Genomic DNA, 17,954 nt, shown 5'->3' with positions numbered 1-17,954 from the left:
CGGATCGAACGCTCGCGGAGATCCCGACGACGGCCAACACGCCCGCTAGGACGGTGAATGCTCATCCGGCGCGGATTGCCACCGCCGCCAGCGGCCATTTTGTCCGCCGACTAGCCGGAACATCCGAATTACCACCATCTGTCACTCTACGGGTGGCCGAGCTTGTCTGCGCAGGCGGAGGCGCGCTCGGACGTCCCCCTCCCCAAGGGAGCGCCGGGGCGCGGGGCGGAGCCCAGACAGGCCCACCGGCGTCCTGCGCTCAACCCCTGCCAGCGAGGTCTTTGGATCGACCGGCACATGGTGAGGTCGCTCGTCGGATGAGGGTCCCGGACGTGAGACAGGCACCGCGCCGCGTCAAACAGTGGGCTGAGCTGGGGACGCACCGGGGCATTCGTCTCCGGGCACCACCAGAGGCGGCGTCGACTGGGATGGCACAGGGTGACGGGAGGTCATCGCAGCAGCGTGGCGGCTTGTGCGGCGAGGGCAGGGGTGATGACCGCTGCCGCGGTGGCGACTGCCTTGGCTCTGAGTGTGTGGTAGCGCTGCTCGTACTGGTGCTGCATGGCGCGGCTGCGGTCGGCGATGCGGCGTACCGCCGTTCGTGAGATCTGCAGGCGTTCGGCGGTGTAAATGGCCGATCCGGTCGTGCAGAAAGCCGCTGCTGGCCGTCCTGATGCTCGGCCGACTCGGGTTCGCGCCGTGGCAGTACGGCCGCGCCTTCGACGCGCCCTCGATCGGCGGGCTGCTCGGTTCGCGGCTGGCCCGACCAGTCGTGCGGACGATCCCACTCCCTCCCGGCTACGGCCGGGAGGATTCTTCGCCACCCCGCTCGTGGACGTGGCCGCGGCACCCGCCTGGATCAGGCGGGTGCCGCGGCCGGACGATGTGCGGGAGGAGACTCAGACCGCCCCGCCGGCACGGCGACGACGCATCATCAGCGCGCCCGCTCCGGCAGAGCCGGCGAGCAGGCTCGCACCCGCGGCCATCTCCGCCGAGTTGGTGCCGGCGATGGCGCCGCCGCTACCCGTGCTGACGCCGCCGTGGGGACGGTCGTCGCCCTTCTTGACCCAGACCCAGCCCTTGAACTTCTCGTCGCCGCACTTGACCCAGACGTCGTACTTCTCCGGCTCGGCGGTCGGGGAGATCTTGCCCTTGCCGGCAAGAATCCCGTCGTCGCGGTGCTCGAGCTCGATCGGCTGCCAGAACGCCTCCGAGGTGGCCACAGCCTCCTTGGTGTGGCACTGGCCGCCGTCGAAGACCCACACGGTGTCGCCCGGGTCGACGCTGCTCGGCTGCACGGTCACTCGGCCGCGTGCACCGTCATCGGCACTCGCTGTCGGGGATGCAACCAGGACGACGGCGCCGGCCGCGGCCATGGCGCACACGAAGCGCTTTGCGCGCATATTTCTTCTACCTCCTGAGAGAGGGGCCCGTGCGGATGGAGGTCGCCCGGACCCTGCACCTAAAGAACTCCTACGAAGTAATGAATATGTGATTAACGGGCCAGTGATAATCCGTCACCGCTTTTCGTCACTCACGCGGCGGCGCTACTTCCCCCGTACGGCTGTCCCGGAAGGCGCCCGAGCCGACACCGTGTCAATGAACCTCGGCCAGTGCGCATGACCCGGCGGGTTGAGCAGGCGATGGCGCTGCTGCGGGCGGGCATGAGTGTGACCGACGCGTGCAGGAGGTCCCCAGGTGCGCAACGACGTGGCTTCGGGCGGATTCCGCTGGGTCACGCTCGGCAGCGACGCGCAGCCCGGACTCGAGATCGTGCTCTCCGTGCCTCATGCAGGACGCTCACAGGCCGACGGTGACGCGCTGCAGGAACTCCTCACCAAGGGGTCCTGCCGAACATCGTGTTCCGCTCCGACGACGTCGACGCGGCCTTCGAGAAGGTGCGAGCCTCCGGCGCCGCGGTGCTTCAGGAGCCCATCGGCCAGTCCTGGGGCCCGTGCGACTGCGCGTTCCGGGACCACCCCTCGGGCAACACGGTCCGTATCTCGCAAGCGGCCAAAGGAAAACGACCGGGAGAGATCGGCTCCCGCGCGTTGCACAGGTTGAACTCGTCGGAGCGAACCGCACGTCGGGAACTGACGCTATGCCTCTCGCGTGTCCATGCCCTCAGCCTCCTGATCCTGGAGGGCGCTGGGTAGGCCGACGCGGTTGGCAAGGGCCACCGCGGCCACAGATGAGTGCACGTCAAGTTTGATCATCAAGTTCTGGACATGTGTGCGCACCGTATTGGTCGACAGGAACAGGCGCCGACCGATCTCCGGACGGCTGAGACCCGCACAGAGCAGGCCCAGAACTTCGCGCTCGCGTGTGGTGAGCGTGGCCAGCAACTCCGAGCCCTGCTCCTGGTCCTCACGCATCGTCATCAACTCGGCGAGCACCCGGGTGAGGAGAGGGGGCGGGATCCACGTCTCGTCCCTCAGTACGCCTCCGATCACCGTGAGCAAGTGCTGCAGGGAGCTGTTCTTGGGCACCCAGCCGCGCACACCGGCGCGGACCGCGACGCCGGCGAGGTCGTCGGTCCGGCTGCCCTCGCTGAGCACGATGACCGGTACGCCCAGCTCTCGGACCCAGGGAAGACCCGTCGGCGGGTAGCTCTCGGCGGCGAGCAGGCCGATATCGGTGACGACCGCATGGCCTTGGCCGGCCGCGACGAGCCTGCGCGCCTCCGCGAGGCTGGCGACCGCGCTGCTCGCCATTCCGCTCTGCTGCAGTCCTCTCGCGAGTACCTCAGCCACTGTGCGGCGTCGGTCGACGACCAGGATTCGGATTGTGCCCGGCATGAGTCCGAGGTTGCCATGGGGCCCGGGCGGCTGCCACTGGTGGCCGAGTGCGCACGCTTCTGCTTCCCTGGAGTGACCGGATTGACCGGAGCGACCGGAGCAGCTGGTAGCGACCGGTGGGAGGTCTGTCGTGACTGATCATCCGCCACCTCGACCTGACGCGCCGGAGCTGGTCGTGGCCGAGGCTGATCGGCTGTTCGTGGATGCACTGGCACTGGCCCTGGTCGACTGCGGCTACCGCGTCCGAGCCACCGCCACGAGTCGCAGCGGACTGGTGCGGGCCGTTCTCGCACACCGCCCCGACGTGTGCGTCCTGGACCTGCATCTGGCGGATGGACGGGCCGTGGACACCATCGGTCTGATCGCCAAGTACGCGCCGGAGGTGCGGATCCTCGCGGTGTCGCGGGACCCGGATCCGGTGCTGGTGGCGGCCGCCATGGAGACGGGAGCCGTGGGCTATCTGAGCAAGGATCAGGGCATCGACATGCTGGACAAGGCGCTCACCCGGGTGGTCGCGGGCGAGTTGTTCATCGAACCGGCTCTGGCCCTGGAGACCATTCGGCACGCGCGAGCCCGGCGCGACGGACTGGGCGAGCCCTTTCGCTGGCTCACCCAGCGAGAACTGGAGGTGCTGCGGCGGCTCACCGAGGGAGACGGCACGATCGAGATCGCGCACGCGCTGGGCATGACCACGAACACCGCGCGCACCCATGTGCAGAGCGTTCTGGACAAGCTCGGCGTGCACTCCCGCCTGGAGGCCGTCGCGCTGGCCAACCGGCTCGGCGTCGAGTTGCGGGCGGGATGAGTCAGCGGACGGTGGCCGGCAGCAGCGTGCTGGTGCCGTACAGCTTGGTCCAGGCCGGCAGCCGATCGGTGCTGACGTCCTTCCACAGTGCGGGGGTGCTGCGCGGGTCCAGCGTCAGCGCGGCTTGTCCGTCGACGGTGATGAACTGCCCGAGCGGCGCGCTCACGAAGGTCACATTGCCTGAGCCCACGTCGTGCAGGCCCAGGGCGAGGTCACGCAGCGCGCTGTTGGACAACTGGTCGTCCACGCTGACCGCCTTGCTGACCGCGTCCAGCACCCGGCTGAGCCCGAACGGATCGGTGAAGGAGAGCTGGCCTGCCGTCTTGGCCATCAGGGACCGCAGGAAGTTCTGCTGCCGCGCGATCCGGTCCAGGTCGCCGTTGGGCAGGCCGTAGCGCTGGCGTACGTAGGCCAGCGCGGTTGCGCCGTTCATGGTGTAGGTGCCGGTGGTCCAGTGGCGGTTCTGCTGGGGGTCGTAGGAGTTGTTCGGGATGGTGATCGTGACCCCGCCGACCGCGTCGGTGAGCGACTTGAAACCGCTCCAGTCGATGGCGCCGAAGTGGTCGATCCGGATGCCGGTGAACTGCTCCACGGTCTCGATGAGCAGCGGCGGGCCGCCCCAGGAGAACGCCGCGTTGATCTTCGCTGAGCCGTGTCCGGGAATCGGCACCCAGGTGTCACGCGGAATCGAGACCACATAGGCGTTCCGCCCGTCGGAGGTGAGGTGCAGCAGCATGATCGTGTCAGTGCGCTGTGCTCCGTACACCCAGAGCGGTGCCTTGGCCGCGTTGCCTGTGGTCGGCAGATCCGCCCGCGAGTCCAGCCCGACCAGGAGGAAGGTCATCGACTTCGCGGCCTCGGGGGGCTTGGCCGGACGTTGGGACGCGGGGACGGTCGGCAGTGCGCCTGCGATCCGCTGCACCTGGCCGGCGTAGTGGTTGGTGCCCCACCACAGGCCGCCTGCGCCCAGCATCAGCAGGAGGGCCAGTGTGGCGCCGATCGCGAGGAGGATGTTCCGGCGCCGGTGCGGGGAGCGGTGGCCGAACATCAGAAGTCGTCCGGGTACGGGGCCGCTGCCACCAGGTGCCGCTCGGCGGACGCCGATGGAAGGCTCGCCGAAGCGGGAACCGGGAAGCCCGGCAGCAGTTGGGCGAGCCTGTTGCGTACCTCGGCGGCGTCGTTGCGCTCCGCGGCGGCGTACAGGTCGGGGATGCCGAGGGCGACGCGGGCCGTGGCGCTCAGCGAGCACGGGATGGCGGCTTGGATCTTCGGGTGCGCCGTGGGGTGGCGCTGTTCGCGTTCGGAGAAGAGCGACTCGCTCAGCTTCTCGCCGCGCCGCAGGCCGGTGAAGCGGATCGGTGGCTGCTCCGTGTTCATCTGCTCGGCGAACTTGCGTACGAGGTCCAGGATCCGCACCGGCTCGCCCATGTCCAGGACGAACACCTCTCCGCCGGTGGCCAGTCGAGCGGCTTCGAGGACCAGCCCGGCGGCCTCCTCGATGGTCATGAAGAACCGCGTCATGTCCGGATGGGTGACGGTGACCGGCGCCCCAGACCGCAACTGTTCCGCCAGAACGTCGAGCAGTGAGCCGCGGCTGCCCAGCACATTGCCGAACCGCACGGCGGCGAAGACCGTCGGTGCCGCGTGCCGTGCCTGCACGATCATCTCGGCCAGCCGTTTGGTCGCGCCCAGCACCGAGATCGGGTCGGCCGCCTTGTCGGTGGAGATCAGGATGAATCGCCTGACGCCGGTCTCGATGGCGACCTGGACCAGGTGGTCGGTGCCGAGCACGTTCGACTTCACACCCTCGCAGGGGTGGTGTTCCAGTATCGGGAGGTGCTTGTGGGCGGCCGCGTGGAAGACGACCTCGGGCCGCAGCTCGTGGAACACCTGCTCAAGGCGGGCCCGGTCGCGGATGTCGGAGATCACCACGTCGTCGACGTTCACGGCGGAGCCGTACAGTTCCAGTTGCAGGCGGTGCAGGTTGGACTCGTCGTGGTCCAGCAGGAACAGCCGGCTCGGACCGAAGCCGTAGACCTGACGGCACAGTTCACTGCCGATCGAGCCGCCGGCACCTGTCACCAGGACCCGCCGCCCGGCGATCGTTCGCCGGGCCTCCGCACCCACCACATGCACTTCCTGGCGGCCGATCAGCCGGTTGACGTCCAGCGCGCGCAGGTCGCCACCGACCACGTCGCGGCGCAGCGCCGCAATGAACGACGGCAGGTAGCGCACGCTGGCGCCCGCCGCCGCCCCGGCTGCGGCGACCTGCTGGAAGCGTTCGGCCGAAAGACCGGGGATCGCCACCACCACGGCCTCGATCGAGTGGGCCGTGACAGCCGACTCGGTCTGGTCCAGGTTGCCCAGCAGGGGCAGCATCCTGTTGCCGGCCTTGGCCGGGTCGTCGTCGAGGAAGCCGACCGGGGCGAGGCCGAACTCCGGTACCCGGAGCAGGTCGCGGGCGAGGGCCCAACCGGCCTCGCCGGCGCCGACGATGAGGGTGCGCAGGGCGGTACTGGGATGCTGCTGCGTCTGCGCGGACATGGCCGGGGAGGTAGTCATGAGGAGTCCGCCTTCATTCGGGGCGCCTCCGCGGCACCGGACGCCGAGCCACGGGCGAGCCCGGCGAGCGCGTCGCAGACCCGGTCGACCTCGTCCTCGGTGAGGCCGGGGTGCAGCGGCAGCGACAGCAGTTGTGGGAAGAGCCCGTCGGCGCCAGGCAGTCCGCTCGGCGGCCGCAGAGCGCTGCGCCGGAAGTACCAGAGGTGGTGCAGTGGGATGAAGTGCACGGACGTGCCGATGCCCTGCTCGGCCAGCCGTGCCACCAACTCGTCCCGGTGCATCCCGTAGTGGTCCATGACGCGCACCGCGTAGAGATGCCAGGCGTGCCGGCCTTCGGGGGGCGCGGACGGCAGGGCCAGCCCGGGCACGGCACGCAGCCGAGAGGTGTAGTGGGCGGCAAGGTCCTCGCGCCGGTGCTGCCAGTCGCTGAGATGGTGCAGCTGCGCCCGCCCGATCGAGGCCTGAAGTTCGGTCATATTGGCCTTCAGGCCTGCGTCGTCGACCGTGTACTGCCACCGTCCGCCCGGGAGGTGGCGTCGCCAGGCGTCCGCCGACATCCCGTGAAGTCGCGCCCGCTGGACCGACTCGGCCAGATCGCCGTCGTCGGTGGTCACCATGCCGCCTTCGCCGATCGGCAGGTTCTTGGTGGCGTAGAAGCTGAAACAGGCAGCCTGCGAGAGCGCACCCACCGGGCGGTCGCCCACATAGGTCCCCAGAGCGTGGGCGGCGTCCTCGACCACCCGCCGCATCGGCAGCCCGGCAGCCTCGGCCAGCTCGCCCAGCGGCGCGGGGGCCCCGCCGTAGTGCATCACCATCATCGCCTGCGGCTGCCCGCAGTCCTTGGCCGCCCGGGCGACCGTGGCCGCCGACGGCATCCCGGTACCCGGCTCGACGTCGACCAGCAACGGCAGCAGTCCCGCGTGCACCACCGCCTGGGCGGCCCCGCAGAACGTCAACGTCGGCACCATGACCATGCTGCGTTCGGGCAGGCGCAGTGCTCGTAGCGCGAGTTCGATCGCGGCAGTGCAGGAACTCACCGCCACCGCATGCCGGGCCCCGACCCGGTCGGCGAACTCGCGCTCGAACAGCCCTGTCTGCGGACCGGCGCTGACCCAACCCGACTCCAGCACCAGTTGCGCGGCCAGCCGGGCCTCAGGGCAGATCTCGGTTCGCGCGAACGGCACCGGAGGCTCGTCGGCAGCCGCCGACGCTCCACGGTGGAAAGCCGACGTGCCCATCGCACTACCTCCTCGTACCGGTCGTGTCCCTGTACGAAACCTAGGCACGGGGAGCTGGAGGGGGATCCGATGGCAGGACGACTTCTTGTACGCCATCTGAGGATCACCCCCCACCAGCCCGGACCCCGCGAGGTACGTTGCCAATACAGGCTGGAGGGCAGGGCATTGATGATCCTCGACCGCCCACGTGCTCGATCTACCCCACTCGGCCGGTTGTTCGGCGCCACGGGAGCAGATCTCTTCACCGGAGTGGGCTACAGCGCGATCGCTCAGGCCGCACCCCTGCTGGTCAACGTCGCGCTCACGCCCTATCTGATCCGTCACCTCGGGTTGGACCGCTTCGGTGTCTGGTCACTGATCCTGCTGCTCCTGTGGACGTTCACCTCCCTGGACGGCGGCGTCAGCGCCTCGCTGGCGCGCTTCTACGCGTTCCACGGCGCTCGTGGCGACCGCACGGGGACCGGGCGCCTCGTTCTGGGATCGCTGGCGTTGTTCACGGCACTCGGCCTGCTCCTCAGCGGTCTCTGCGTGCTGCTGGCACCCGCAGCCTCCCTCCTGCACATCCCGCCCCAGCTGCGGGGCGAGGCCGTCGAGGTGCTGCGCTTCCTGGGCCCGCTGGTCACCCTGGCGCTGGTCACCAACTCGGCCACCTCGCTGCTGCAGGCCAACGCCCGGTTCCGGGGGCTGGCAGGTGTCACGCTCTGCTCCTGCGCCGTCTACGCGGCCGGGGTGGTACTGGTCATCGGTCACGGCGGGTCGCTGACGGCGTTGGCCGCCGTCACCGCCCTCAGGTTCGTGGTCCTGCTGGCCGGCGGATTCGTGCTGGCGGCGCGGCACGTCGCCATCCACCGTCCACTGCTGCCGCCCTCGCGCGAGCGCCGGGACTTCGGCGGCTACGCCCTGCGGATGCAGCTGTCCGGTCTCACGGTCTTCCTCAACGGCGAGATCGATGCCTTCGTGATCGCCGCGGTCCTGCCGATTCGCTTCGTGGGGATCTATGCCGCCGGCCTCCAGGCCGCGTCCGCGGTGCGGAGCCTCCCGCTCTACGCGTTCCCGCCGATCCTCACCCGGATGACGACCGGCTTCGCCCGGCACGGCCTGCCCGGCGCGGTGCGGGAGTTCCACCGGCTGCAGTCCCGCTGGCTGCCGGCCGTGCTCGCCTACGGGGCAGTGTCGACTGCGGCTGTCGTGTTCGCCGTGCCCGTGTGGCTGGGCCCGGGACTGCGGCTGAGCGGGGTGGTGGCGGCCACGCTCCTGGCGGGGTACACCGTGCATGTCGCGCTCACCGGGATGCGGACCTGCCTGGTCCGGGCGATCGGCCGCCCTGGACTGGAGACCCGCTACTCCTGGTTCGCGACGCTGGTCAATACCGCGCTGACCGTGCCGCTGGCGCTGCTGTTCGGGGTGGTCGGGGTGGTCGCCGCCACCGCCGTCGGACTGGTGGCCGGATCCCTGTACTTCGTCGTGCTGTGCGGCCGGGTCGCCGAACTGCACCGGCAACCGATCCCAGGGCGATGGGTCCTGGCGATCGCGCTCGCGGTGCTGGTGGCTGTCGCGGGCGAACTGCCCATCGTGGGAACGGGGTGGCACGGCACGGTGCCGTTCATGCTGGCCGGCCTACCGGCAGCGGCCGGCCTCTCCGTGGCCGCGATCCTGGCGGTGCAGGGCGGAGGTCCTCGATGACTGCTGCCAAGAAGGTCCTGATCATCGGCCAGTTGGACGGCTACGCCAACCAACTCAAGCCGCTCCAGATCCGGCGCTTCCTCCAGGAGCACGGCCACGAGGTGCGCCTGGTCGACACCTTCCTGCTGAGCCGGGCGTCCACGTCGCCGTCGGGCTTCGGCCGTCGGCTGCCGGCACCGGCGCCGAGGAGGATGGCGCTGTACGCGACCGAGGCGATGACCGCTCTGGTGCTCCGCCACTGGGGCGCAGGACGGCGATTCCTCTCCTACTACGCCCTGCGTGCGGACTACCGACTGCGCCGCGGCATCCTCAGATCCGCCCTCCCGCTCGACGAGTTCGACCTGATCATCTGTGAGGATCCCTACGACGCTGGTGCGCTGACCGCGGCCGGCACCGCACGCACGCTGTACGACTGCCCCACGCCGTGGGCCGACGAGGTGTTCTACGAGGGAAGGCTCACCGGGCGCCAGCACCGGAAGTTCCGCCGGCTGGAGGCAGAACTCTTCGAGAGCGTGGACCACCTGGCCTTCCACTGGGACTCCTACGCGCGGTATGCCGTCGAGCACTACGGGATCAGCGGCCGCAACCTGCTGACCCTGAACTTCGGTTGCACGCCTTCGCCCAGCCGGGTCCGTTTCGCGGACCCGCTGCGGATCGTCTACCTCGGATCGCTGGGGTCCCGGTTCATCGATCTCCCGCTGCTGTCGCGGCTGTCCCGGCTCTACCCCCACATCGACGTCTACGGGGGTCCGCCGCCCGACCCCAGGCTCGGCCTCAACTACCGAGGCTACGCGCCGCCCCAGGTGCTGCAGGGGTACCAGGTCGGGCTGGTCACCTGTACGCAGGACCAGCTGCGTCGGGACGGCTTCTCGGCGAAGCACCTGCAGTACCTCGCGCAGGGGCTCCCGGTTCTGGTACCCGCCTGGCGACGCCACCTTGACCAGCTGCGCGGATCGGTGACCTACGACGAGTCGACGTTCCTGTCCGCCGTGGCAGCCCTCGGTGACGAACAGGAGTGGCGGCGGATCAGCGACGAAGCCCACGCCCAGGCGAGCCGACTGGCCTGGGACGAGACCCTGCGCCCGTTGCAGTCCTTGCTGGCCCGACCAGCGGGGCAGTAGAGGCGTGGGCTCCTGACAGTGACCGTCGGCTCCTTCGCTCGGTCGGCCGCTGCGTCGGCGCGGGGGTGCCGCTACCTCTGCTGCCGTGCGCCGTCACTGGGATCAGGGTGGCGGCGACCAAGGTGAAGGTGAGCCAGTCATTGATGCCGAAGGACCACGGTCGTTCCAGGCACGAGGTGACCAGCACCGGGATGATTACGCACGAGGAGACCGCGAGGCCGCCGCTGCCGCCCCGCAATAGCAGGTAGGCAAGCAGTGCGAGGAAGCCGAGGAGGCCGATGATCCCGCCCGCGTAGAGGATGTCGAGCCATTGGTTGTGCACCGAATAGGTGAGCGCCACGGGGATCTGCCCCACCTGGTAGAGATCGGCCCAGGCCTTGGCGCCGAACCCGACGATCGGCGAAGCGGGCAGCTGTTCCCTGGCGACGCTCCAGAAGACCTCCCGTTGCGACAAGGAGTCGGGGCCGAGGTTCAGGAAGGGCAGGGCGAACCCCGCGCCCCCCGCCACGGCGACACCACCCAGTACCACCCAGGTTCTCCCCGTCGCACCGGTCCTCGCGTCGGCCTTGTCCAGGCTCCACGGCTCGGGTAGTTGGGGCCGAAGGACCAGCAGGAACAGCAGCGCGGCGACGGCGGTCGCGATGGCCTGTCGGCTGCCGGTCGCGAGCACGACCGAGGCCAGATAGCAGGCGAGGACCACCCGCACCCGACCGCGCAGCGCGATCCAGACGAACGGGATGCTGAGTGCCAGGGCCAGCCCGAAGGTGTTCTCGTTGGGAAACACGCCCGTGTACAGGACCCCGAAGACACCGCACTTGTCGGATCGGCAGTCGCGGAAGACGCCGTTGGCGTTCACCAGCGCCCGTATGCCGCCGAGCACCACCAACACCAGTCCGCTCGCCGCCGCCCCGAGGAAGGCGGAGCGGCCCGGTCGCGCGACAGCGGCAGCCAGGAGCACGACCAGCAGAACGACCTGCCTGCTCGCGAATATCTGATGCCCGTTCAGCGCATCGGAGGTCGCGGTGACCAGACAGATCCCGGCGGCGATCAGCGGCGCGACATTGAGCCGCGCCTTGCCACTGAAACACCTCAGGGCGAAGAAGAGCACACTGCCGCCCAGGAGAACGGCGTTTCCGGCCTGGTCCACCCGGTAGGCGCCGGCCGAGAGCCCTACTTGGACGGTGCCGAAGGCGTTCACGGTCACCGGCTGGGTTGTGCCGAGGCCGGACAGGATGGTGGGCAGACTCGCGATCATCCCGACGGCGAGGACGAAGGTGGCGGTCAGGTCCCAGTCGCCGAAGGCCCGCGCGCGCCGCGCCGCGAGCAGGATGGGGATCACGGCCAGCAGGGCCGTGATCCCCAGGACCAGTGCTACCGCGTGCGGTGACATCGCTGCCTCGCAGGACTTCCGCGGGGTACCACTAGGTGCGCCGGTTGCTGAGTCGGGTGCTCGGCGGGTCCAGCGTCAGTACCGGCACGCCGTCCGTCAGTGGCGACCCGGCCGACTCGGGTTCGCCGTCCCGGCCCGTGCTCCAGGGTGTCGGACGCGGCCCGGAGGGCGCCGCACAGCCGTCCGCGGAGTCGCTGCGGCGGTCGTGGGCAGTGTCCGACTGCTCCTTGGACGCCATGGTGAGGACGACGCCCAGCATCCGTGCGTCGACCGCTGCCAGGCAGTCGAGCGCGCGGTGCGCCTGCGCGCGGGAGGTTCGTCCCGACCGTACGACCAGGCAGGCGCTACCGGCTTCAGCGGCGAGCACGGCGCCGTCGGTGAACGGCAGCAGCGGTGGACTGTCCAGGAGCACCAGGTCCGCACGTGCCTCGAGGGCGCGCAGGACGTTGCCCAGGGCGGGCCTGGCGAGCAGTTCGGTGGGGTCGGCCGCGGTTCCGCCGCTGACCACGACCCGCAGCAGGCCGTCGCCCCAGTCCTGCAGGGCGCTGTCGAGTTCGGCCGTCCCCCGCAGGACGTCGGTGAGCCCGATCGTTCCTGCCAGGCCGAGGAGTTCGGCCAGTCGCGGCCGACGCAGATCACCCTCGACCAGGATGACGCGGCGGCCGGCCTGCGCCAGGCTCACCGCCAGGTCGACTGCGGTGGTGGTTCTGCCCTCAGCGCGGAGCGCGCTCGTGACGACCATCGATCGGGCCGGATCGTCTCCGCCGAGGTAGCGGATGCTGGTGCAGAGTTGATCGACGGCCTCGGTCCGCGCCGACCGGGAAGCGTCCCGGTATGCGTCCGCAGACCGCGGCGTGCGGCGCGACGAGGAGTCGAAGGGGATGGCGCCGAGCGTCCGCAGACCGAGCTCCTGGCGGATGTCGTCGCGGGTCTTGATCCGGGTGTCGACCGCCGCGCGCACCAGTGCGCCGCTGACGCCCAGGGCGAGGCCGACCACGGCCCCGATCCCCAGGTAGAGCGTCGACTGGGGACTGGTCGGCGCGGTCGGCGCTACGGACGGCCCGACTGCGCTGACTTTCACCAGCGGGACTCCGTTCGGCGACGTCGGCTCGATCCCGGCCACGAAGGTCGTGAACTGGGAGGCCGTCGCATTGGCGATGGCCTGTGCCTGCTGCGGCGAGGTGTCCGTCACCTTGATGTCGATCAGGACGGTGTCGAGTGGTGCGGTCGCGCTGATCTGTCCGGCGAGCTGCTCGGGTGTGGTGTGCAGGCCCAGCGTGGCGATGACGCCGTTGATGACGGACGGACTGTCGATGATCTGCGTGTAGGACTGGACCCGCTCCTGCGAGAACAGGCCGCCCTGGTAGGCGTTGGCGCTGTTCACGTCGCTGGTGGCGACGAAGAGCTGGGCGTGTGCGGTGTACGTCCGCGGTGTCAGCGCGACCGCCGCGGCTGCCGCAGCCAGACCGATCACCAGGCAGGCGATGACGATGCGCCACCGCTCGCGCAGCACTCGGACGTAGTCGCGTAGGTCCATCGGGAATCCTCCGTCCGTGCATCGGCCACGCCGTCCATCGGGCACGGTGACCGCCGGATGAACTCACCGTACGAAGTCGCGGTCGAGCCCGGATGCGCCAGCGGCAGGACTTCGGCTACGTCATTTGCGCCACCGTGACGGCCGGTCGGCCGCAGACGTCGTACTGGAACTCGCACCGCCAACAGATCCCCCCGCGGCGCAACCGGATTAGCCTGCTTCTGCGATCACCGGTCTGATCAGCAATCCGAGGGGTGCGAGGAGCGATGGGACTGAGGCTCGTTCAGGACAGCATCGGCTGGGACGTCGAGAACTGGGCCAGGTGTCTCGGGTTCTGGGAGCGGCACAGTGCGCTGGGCCCAGACGCCCGGTCCGCTCTGGAGGTCGGGGCCGGGGGCAGGCACGGAAACCTCTCGCTGTGGCTGGCCGCCAAGGGTTTCCGGGTGGTGTGTTCCGGCGCTGAGCCGCCCTCGGCCGAGACACGGGCGTCGCATGCCGAGCACGGGTTCGGCGACGCTGTCTCCTATGAGCAGATCGACGTACTCGATATGCCGTACACCGGGATCTTCGACGTGGTCGCGTTCAAATCACTGCTGGGATTCTTCGGGATGAGCGGAGATGACGGCGCTCTCGACCGGCAGCGGAGCGCAGTGCTGGGCATGCACGCGGCGCTGAGGCCGGGCGGCGAGTTGTGGTTGGCGGAGAACGCGCCGGGGAGCAAGGTGCATGAGTTCTTCCGCAGCCGTTACGGCTGGGGCGGAAAAGGGTGGAAGTACGTTCCGTTGGACAGGGCCGACCGGCTCCTGTCGTGCTTCGAGAGCTTCGACCGAACGACCCTCGGACTGCTCGGGGCGTTCGGCAGGTCCGAGCGGCAACGGCGGGTCATGGGAACCGTGGACCGGGTGCTGCTCGATCGCCTCGCGCCCGAGCGGTGGCGGTACATCCTGGTCGGCGTGGCCCGTAAGAGCGCGGCCGCTGCGGACCGACTCGGCGGGACGACTCAGCGAGATCTTTGCGCGCCGCGGTAGTACGCGATGATCTCCTCGGGCGACATCTCGCGATCCCTTTTGCGGCCGAGGAAGTACTGTGCGGAGGCGCTGTCGGCCGCGTAGGCGGCGGGGACGGCGGCGTCGAGGCGGCGCAGCCAGAACAGCAGGGCGCGGATCAGCCGGCCTGCGGTCGCCGAACGGGTCAGTCCGCGGACCAGGTGGTCGATGCTCCACACCAGCTGGGTTCCGGGGCCGGCCACCGTTCCGGCGTCGATCTCGGCGAACCTTCGGAACAGGAAGCGATGCCCGCTGGCGGTGTAGCGGACGAAATCGTAGGCGCCGGCGTGCACCTGCTGCAGGAACGGGGTCTCGGCATAGACAAGACCGTCGTCCTTGAGTACCCGGTGGATCTCGGCGACCACCAGCTCTGGGTCGAGTACGTGTTCCAGGACCGCCTGGACCACGATCGCATCGGCACTCCGGTCGGCCAGCGGGATCTGGTGGGCGTCAGCCAAAAACTGGGTGGACGGGCCTGTGACGATGTCGAACCCGATGACCTGGACCCTGGGGTCGCGGTACACGGCGGCCGTCCCGTTGCCCACGGTCGCACCGCCGACGACCAGCAGAGTCGGCGCTGACCCTGGCAACGACCGCAACAGTCGGTCGACGTTTCGGACCGCCGCTCGATTGACCGGCTTCCACAGCCCGCGCAACGCGGGCGGAAGCCGGTCCACCGCCGACCGGGGGAGCGCCGCACCGGCGGCCAGGCCCACCTGCTCGCGACGCAGCACACTGCGCTCAAAGTCAACCAGGACCGGCCACCGTCCGACCATCGGGAAGGAGCCCGCGGGGTGGTACGGACAGTCGGGTGCCGCGCAGTGGAAGGAGTGGGGCGCCGCAAGCAGCGTGGACCGGCAGCGTGGGCACACCAGCAGCGGTCTGATCGCGTCCAGGTCGATGAGCGGCATGAACTCTCCCGAGGCAGTGCGCCGCGCCGATCAGCTACGGCGAACGGCTACGGGGAACGGCTGAGGCGAACGGCTACGGCGAACAGCTACGCCGATCTCGTCCGAATGCGGGAGCCGTCGACGTCCGACCTCCGCCTACGTTGAGTCTGGAACAGACCGAAGAAAACCGCCGCTCGCCTGGTGAGGGCCATGGACATCCCCGTTCGCAACTGTGTGGTCACGCCCTACGGCCGTGGCGCGGGCAGTGCGCGCGTACGCGTCTTCGAGTGGTTGGACCTGCTCGACACCGAATTCGTCGTCAGCAGCTACCTTGCCCGCAGTGATGCCAGGCCCTCGCAGTTGGTCCGGCGTCCGGCCGCAGTGGCCCGGGCGGAACTCAGGCTGCGCGAGCTCGCCAACGCACGACCGCAGCGGCTGCTGCTCCACCGCGAGGCTTCCCCGCTCAGCCGGGGCGGCCTGGAACGACGGTTGATCACCCGGGCTGACTTCGCGGTGTACGACTTCGACGACGCCCTGCAGTGGGACTACGGGAGCGGCGGCCTGGCACGGCGGCTGGCCCCCAAGGCGGCCAAGGCGCTGACCGCGGTGGGCTGCGCCGACCGGGTGGTCGCGGGCTGCCCGGTCCTGGCCGAGTGGGCGTCGGGATTCCATCGCGACGTGCGGGTGATTCCCAGCTGCGTCACCCCGTCGGCCTATCTGCGGAAGAGTCAGTACGCGTTGCACGACCCGCCCCGGCTCGGCTGGGTCGGATCGCGGGACAACGAGAGATGCCTCCTGCTCATCGCGGACGCCTTGGCGCAGGTGCACGCCCGGACCGGTGCGCGGTTGACCCTGATCGGTACCACCCGCCGTTCGCTCGGCCCGATCGAGGACTTCATCGACCGCCTCGCCTGGAGCGAATCGGTCCAGCGGACCGTCCTCGCGGACCTCGACATCGGGGTGATGCCGGTGCCGGACACTCCGTACAGCCGGGGGAAGTGCGGATACAAGCTGCTCCAGTACGGGGCCGTCGGGCTGCCGGCGGTGGCCAGCCCGATCGGGGTCAACGCCGAGATCCTCTCGCGCTTCGGCATGCCCGGACCACACGGCCCGGGGGAGTGGACCGACGCGATCCTCGGGCTGCTGGACAGCTCCGCTGCCACGCGAGAGCGGCACGGAGCACAGGCCCACCAGGTCACCTGCCAGGAGTACTCCTACCAGGCATGGCTGACGGAGTGGCAGTCCGCTCTGGAACTCGGGACGGAGCAGCCCGGGATGGTGCCCAGATGCTCGACGTCGTGATCGTGAACTGGAACACCGGGGACAGGCTCCAGGCCTGCCTCCGCTCGATCGAGCGCAGCGACCGCTCGGTCCTGCCGGTCGACCAGGTCGTTGTCGTCGACAACGCCTCGCACGACGGATCCGCCGAGGGACTTGAGCTCCCGTCGCTCCGGGTGACGACCGTGCACAACCGCCGCAATCTGGGCTTCGCGGCAGCCTGCAACCAGGGCGCCGCGCACTGCTCCGGCACCTACCTGCTGTTCCTCAATCCGGACACCGAGCTGTACCCGGACACGCTGCGGACGGTAGGGGAGTTCATGCGCACCCAGGAAGCCGCGGTCGTCGGCATCTGCGGCGGCCGGATGCTCGACGAGCGTGGTCAGCCCGGCATCTCCTGCTCCCGGTTCCCCACCCTGACCTCGTACATCGGGACGATGACCGGCCTCGACCGGGCGCTGCCCGCGGTCTTCCCCCCGCATCACCTGGCGGCCGCGGAGCTGACCGGCTCCGGAGCGGTGGACCAGGTGATCGGCGCGTTCTCGCTGGTGCGCCGATCCCTGTTCGACGACCTCGGCGGCTTCGACGAACGCTTCTTCCTCTACCAGGAGGACGTGGACTTCGCACTGCGGGCTCGCCGGCGCGGTTGGCTGTCGTACTACCTCAGCGACGCGCGGGTGCAGCACATCGGAAACGTCAGCTCGGACCAGATCCGCGGCCTGCGGCTCTCCTACTCACTGTGCAGCCGGAGCCTGTTCGCGTTTCACCACTGGCCGCGCTGGAAGGCGAGCCTGCTCGTCGCCCTGACCCTGTCCGTCGAGCTGACCGCCCGTGTCGCCAGGGCGGTGCTGCGGGGCAGCCGCGCGGAAGTCCGGGACACCGCGACCGGGTACCGGGACTACCTGCGCTGGCTGCTGCGGTCGATGCCGAGCGCGTACCGAGGGAGCGATCCATGGACCGCGTCGGCCGCGTGACCACACCGTCCCGTACCCGCCGAGCGCTGGACATCGCCTGCGGACTCCTCGCACTCGTGGTCCTCTCGCCCCTGCTCGCCGTACTCACCCTGCTGGTACGGGTCACCAGCCAGGGGCCGGCGTTGTTCCGCCAGCAGCGGGTCGGCGAGGGCGGGATCGCCTTCACCCTCTACAAGTTCCGCTCCATGCGCTGGAGATCGGACGGTCCCGACGTGACCACCGGTGCCGACCCGCGGGTGACGCCGCTGGGCAGGCTGATCCGCCGGACCAGCCTGGACGAGCTGCCGCAGCTGCTCAACCTGGTGCGCGGTGATATGACGCTGGTCGGCCCGCGGCCCGAGACCCTGGGGCTGGCCCGCCGCTACCCCGCGGAGTGCCGGTGGGTGCTCTCCTACCGCCCGGGTATCACCGGCCCGGTCCAGCTCCGCTCGCGGGAGCTCGCGGCGCCTCCCGACGGAGTCCGCGATCCCGAGGCGTACTACCTCGATGTGCTGGTGCCGCGCCGGGTGGCGCTCGACGCCGAGTTCCTCGCCGCGCCCACGCTGGTGCGTGAACTCGGACTGGTGCTGCGCACCGTGCGCCGGCTGGCCGTACCTGCGCGGATGACGTAGCCGATCTCGTGCTGCGATGGGATC

The 17,954-nt window shown here is 69.8% G+C and carries 16 protein-coding genes; 8 read left to right on the top strand and 8 right to left on the bottom strand.

From position 1 onward, the window contains the following. Positions 1–899: 899 nt before the first annotated feature. On the bottom strand, positions 900–1,403 hold the full coding sequence (locus ABIA33_RS15075; RefSeq protein WP_370081526.1) for a hypothetical protein: 504 nt from the start codon (positions 1,401–1,403) through the stop codon (positions 900–902). Between the two features lie 456 nt (positions 1,404–1,859). Here ABIA33_RS15075 and ABIA33_RS15070 point away from each other — a divergent pair, with 456 nt between their 5' ends. After that, positions 1,860–2,156 (top strand): VOC family protein, encoded by a 297-nt coding sequence (locus tag ABIA33_RS15070; protein WP_370081524.1) that lies wholly within the window; start codon positions 1,860–1,862, stop codon positions 2,154–2,156. Here ABIA33_RS15070 and ABIA33_RS15065 read toward each other — a convergent pair. Continuing rightward, positions 2,100–2,798, bottom strand: a complete 699-nt coding sequence (locus ABIA33_RS15065) for a LuxR C-terminal-related transcriptional regulator (RefSeq protein ID WP_370081522.1) — start codon at positions 2,796–2,798, stop codon at positions 2,100–2,102. The two genes, ABIA33_RS15070 and ABIA33_RS15065, sit on opposite strands and share 57 nt — an antisense overlap. 130 nt (positions 2,799–2,928) lie before the next feature. Between ABIA33_RS15065 and ABIA33_RS15060 the strand changes: the two genes are divergently transcribed. Next, positions 2,929–3,603, top strand: coding sequence for a LuxR C-terminal-related transcriptional regulator (locus tag ABIA33_RS15060; RefSeq protein WP_370081520.1), 675 nt, complete (start codon positions 2,929–2,931; stop codon positions 3,601–3,603). Position 3,604: 1 nt separating this feature from the next. Here ABIA33_RS15060 and ABIA33_RS15055 read toward each other — a convergent pair whose 3' ends face one another. Genes ABIA33_RS15055 through ABIA33_RS15045 form a run of 3 tightly spaced genes read right to left on the bottom strand, consistent with a single transcriptional unit; the run spans position 3,605 to position 7,403 of the window. Next, positions 3,605–4,651 (bottom strand): LCP family protein, encoded by a 1,047-nt coding sequence (locus ABIA33_RS15055; RefSeq protein WP_370081518.1) that lies wholly within the window; start codon positions 4,649–4,651, stop codon positions 3,605–3,607. Beyond that, the gene (locus ABIA33_RS15050) at positions 4,651–6,165 is read right to left on the bottom strand and encodes a polysaccharide biosynthesis protein (RefSeq protein WP_370081516.1); all 1,515 of its coding nucleotides are present in this window, start codon (positions 6,163–6,165) and stop codon (positions 4,651–4,653) included. The genes ABIA33_RS15055 and ABIA33_RS15050 overlap by 1 nt, the downstream gene beginning before the upstream one ends. After that, a complete protein-coding gene (locus ABIA33_RS15045) occupies positions 6,162–7,403 on the bottom strand; it encodes a DegT/DnrJ/EryC1/StrS family aminotransferase (RefSeq protein WP_370081514.1) in 1,242 nt (413 codons plus the stop codon). The genes ABIA33_RS15050 and ABIA33_RS15045 overlap by 4 nt, the downstream gene beginning before the upstream one ends. Positions 7,404–7,616: 213 nt before the next feature. Between ABIA33_RS15045 and ABIA33_RS15040 the strand changes: the two genes are divergently transcribed. Further along, complete coding sequence (locus ABIA33_RS15040; protein WP_370081512.1) at positions 7,617–9,086, top strand: polysaccharide biosynthesis C-terminal domain-containing protein; 1,470 nt, start codon at positions 7,617–7,619, stop codon at positions 9,084–9,086. After that, on the top strand, positions 9,083–10,207 hold the full coding sequence (locus tag ABIA33_RS15035) for a hypothetical protein (protein WP_370081510.1): 1,125 nt from the start codon (positions 9,083–9,085) through the stop codon (positions 10,205–10,207). The genes ABIA33_RS15040 and ABIA33_RS15035 overlap by 4 nt, the downstream gene beginning before the upstream one ends. Here the strand turns inward: ABIA33_RS15035 and ABIA33_RS15030 are convergent. Beyond that, positions 10,113–11,597: an O-antigen ligase family protein gene (locus ABIA33_RS15030; RefSeq protein ID WP_370081508.1), complete on the bottom strand. Its 1,485-nt coding sequence runs from the start codon at positions 11,595–11,597 to the stop codon at positions 10,113–10,115. The two genes, ABIA33_RS15035 and ABIA33_RS15030, sit on opposite strands and share 95 nt — an antisense overlap. Before the next feature lie 31 nt (positions 11,598–11,628). After that, positions 11,629–13,134, bottom strand: coding sequence for a polysaccharide biosynthesis tyrosine autokinase (locus tag ABIA33_RS15025; RefSeq protein WP_370081506.1), 1,506 nt, complete (start codon positions 13,132–13,134; stop codon positions 11,629–11,631). A gap of 263 nt (positions 13,135–13,397) precedes the next feature. Between ABIA33_RS15025 and ABIA33_RS15020 the strand changes: the two genes are divergently transcribed. After that, positions 13,398–14,159: a class I SAM-dependent methyltransferase gene (locus ABIA33_RS15020; RefSeq protein WP_370081504.1), complete on the top strand. Its 762-nt coding sequence runs from the start codon at positions 13,398–13,400 to the stop codon at positions 14,157–14,159. Here ABIA33_RS15020 and ABIA33_RS15015 read toward each other — a convergent pair. Beyond that, on the bottom strand, positions 14,132–15,088 hold the full coding sequence (locus ABIA33_RS15015; RefSeq protein ID WP_370081502.1) for a class I SAM-dependent methyltransferase: 957 nt from the start codon (positions 15,086–15,088) through the stop codon (positions 14,132–14,134). The genes ABIA33_RS15020 and ABIA33_RS15015 overlap by 28 nt on opposite strands. Positions 15,089–15,277: 189 nt before the next feature. Here ABIA33_RS15015 and ABIA33_RS15010 point away from each other — a divergent pair, with 189 nt between their 5' ends. Genes ABIA33_RS15010 through ABIA33_RS15000 form a run of 3 tightly spaced genes read left to right on the top strand, consistent with a single transcriptional unit; the run spans position 15,278 to position 17,930 of the window. Next, positions 15,278–16,369, top strand: a complete 1,092-nt coding sequence (locus ABIA33_RS15010) for a glycosyltransferase (protein WP_370081500.1) — start codon at positions 15,278–15,280, stop codon at positions 16,367–16,369. Beyond that, positions 16,354–17,319 carry a glycosyltransferase family 2 protein gene (locus ABIA33_RS15005; RefSeq protein WP_370081498.1) on the top strand — a complete coding sequence of 322 codons (966 nt, stop codon included), beginning with the start codon at positions 16,354–16,356 and terminating at the stop codon, positions 17,317–17,319. The genes ABIA33_RS15010 and ABIA33_RS15005 overlap by 16 nt, the downstream gene beginning before the upstream one ends. Further along, positions 17,298–17,930 (top strand): sugar transferase, encoded by a 633-nt coding sequence (locus ABIA33_RS15000; protein ID WP_370081496.1) that lies wholly within the window; start codon positions 17,298–17,300, stop codon positions 17,928–17,930. The genes ABIA33_RS15005 and ABIA33_RS15000 overlap by 22 nt, the downstream gene beginning before the upstream one ends. Positions 17,931–17,954 lie beyond the last annotated feature (24 nt).

The sequence above is a fragment of the Streptacidiphilus sp. MAP12-16 genome, assembly GCF_041262165.1.
In the GTDB taxonomy this organism is placed as follows: Bacteria; Actinomycetota; Actinomycetes; order Streptomycetales; family Streptomycetaceae; genus Streptacidiphilus.
The sequence above is the reverse complement of the archived record's forward strand: the minus strand, read 5'-3'. Positions and strand labels throughout refer to the sequence as shown.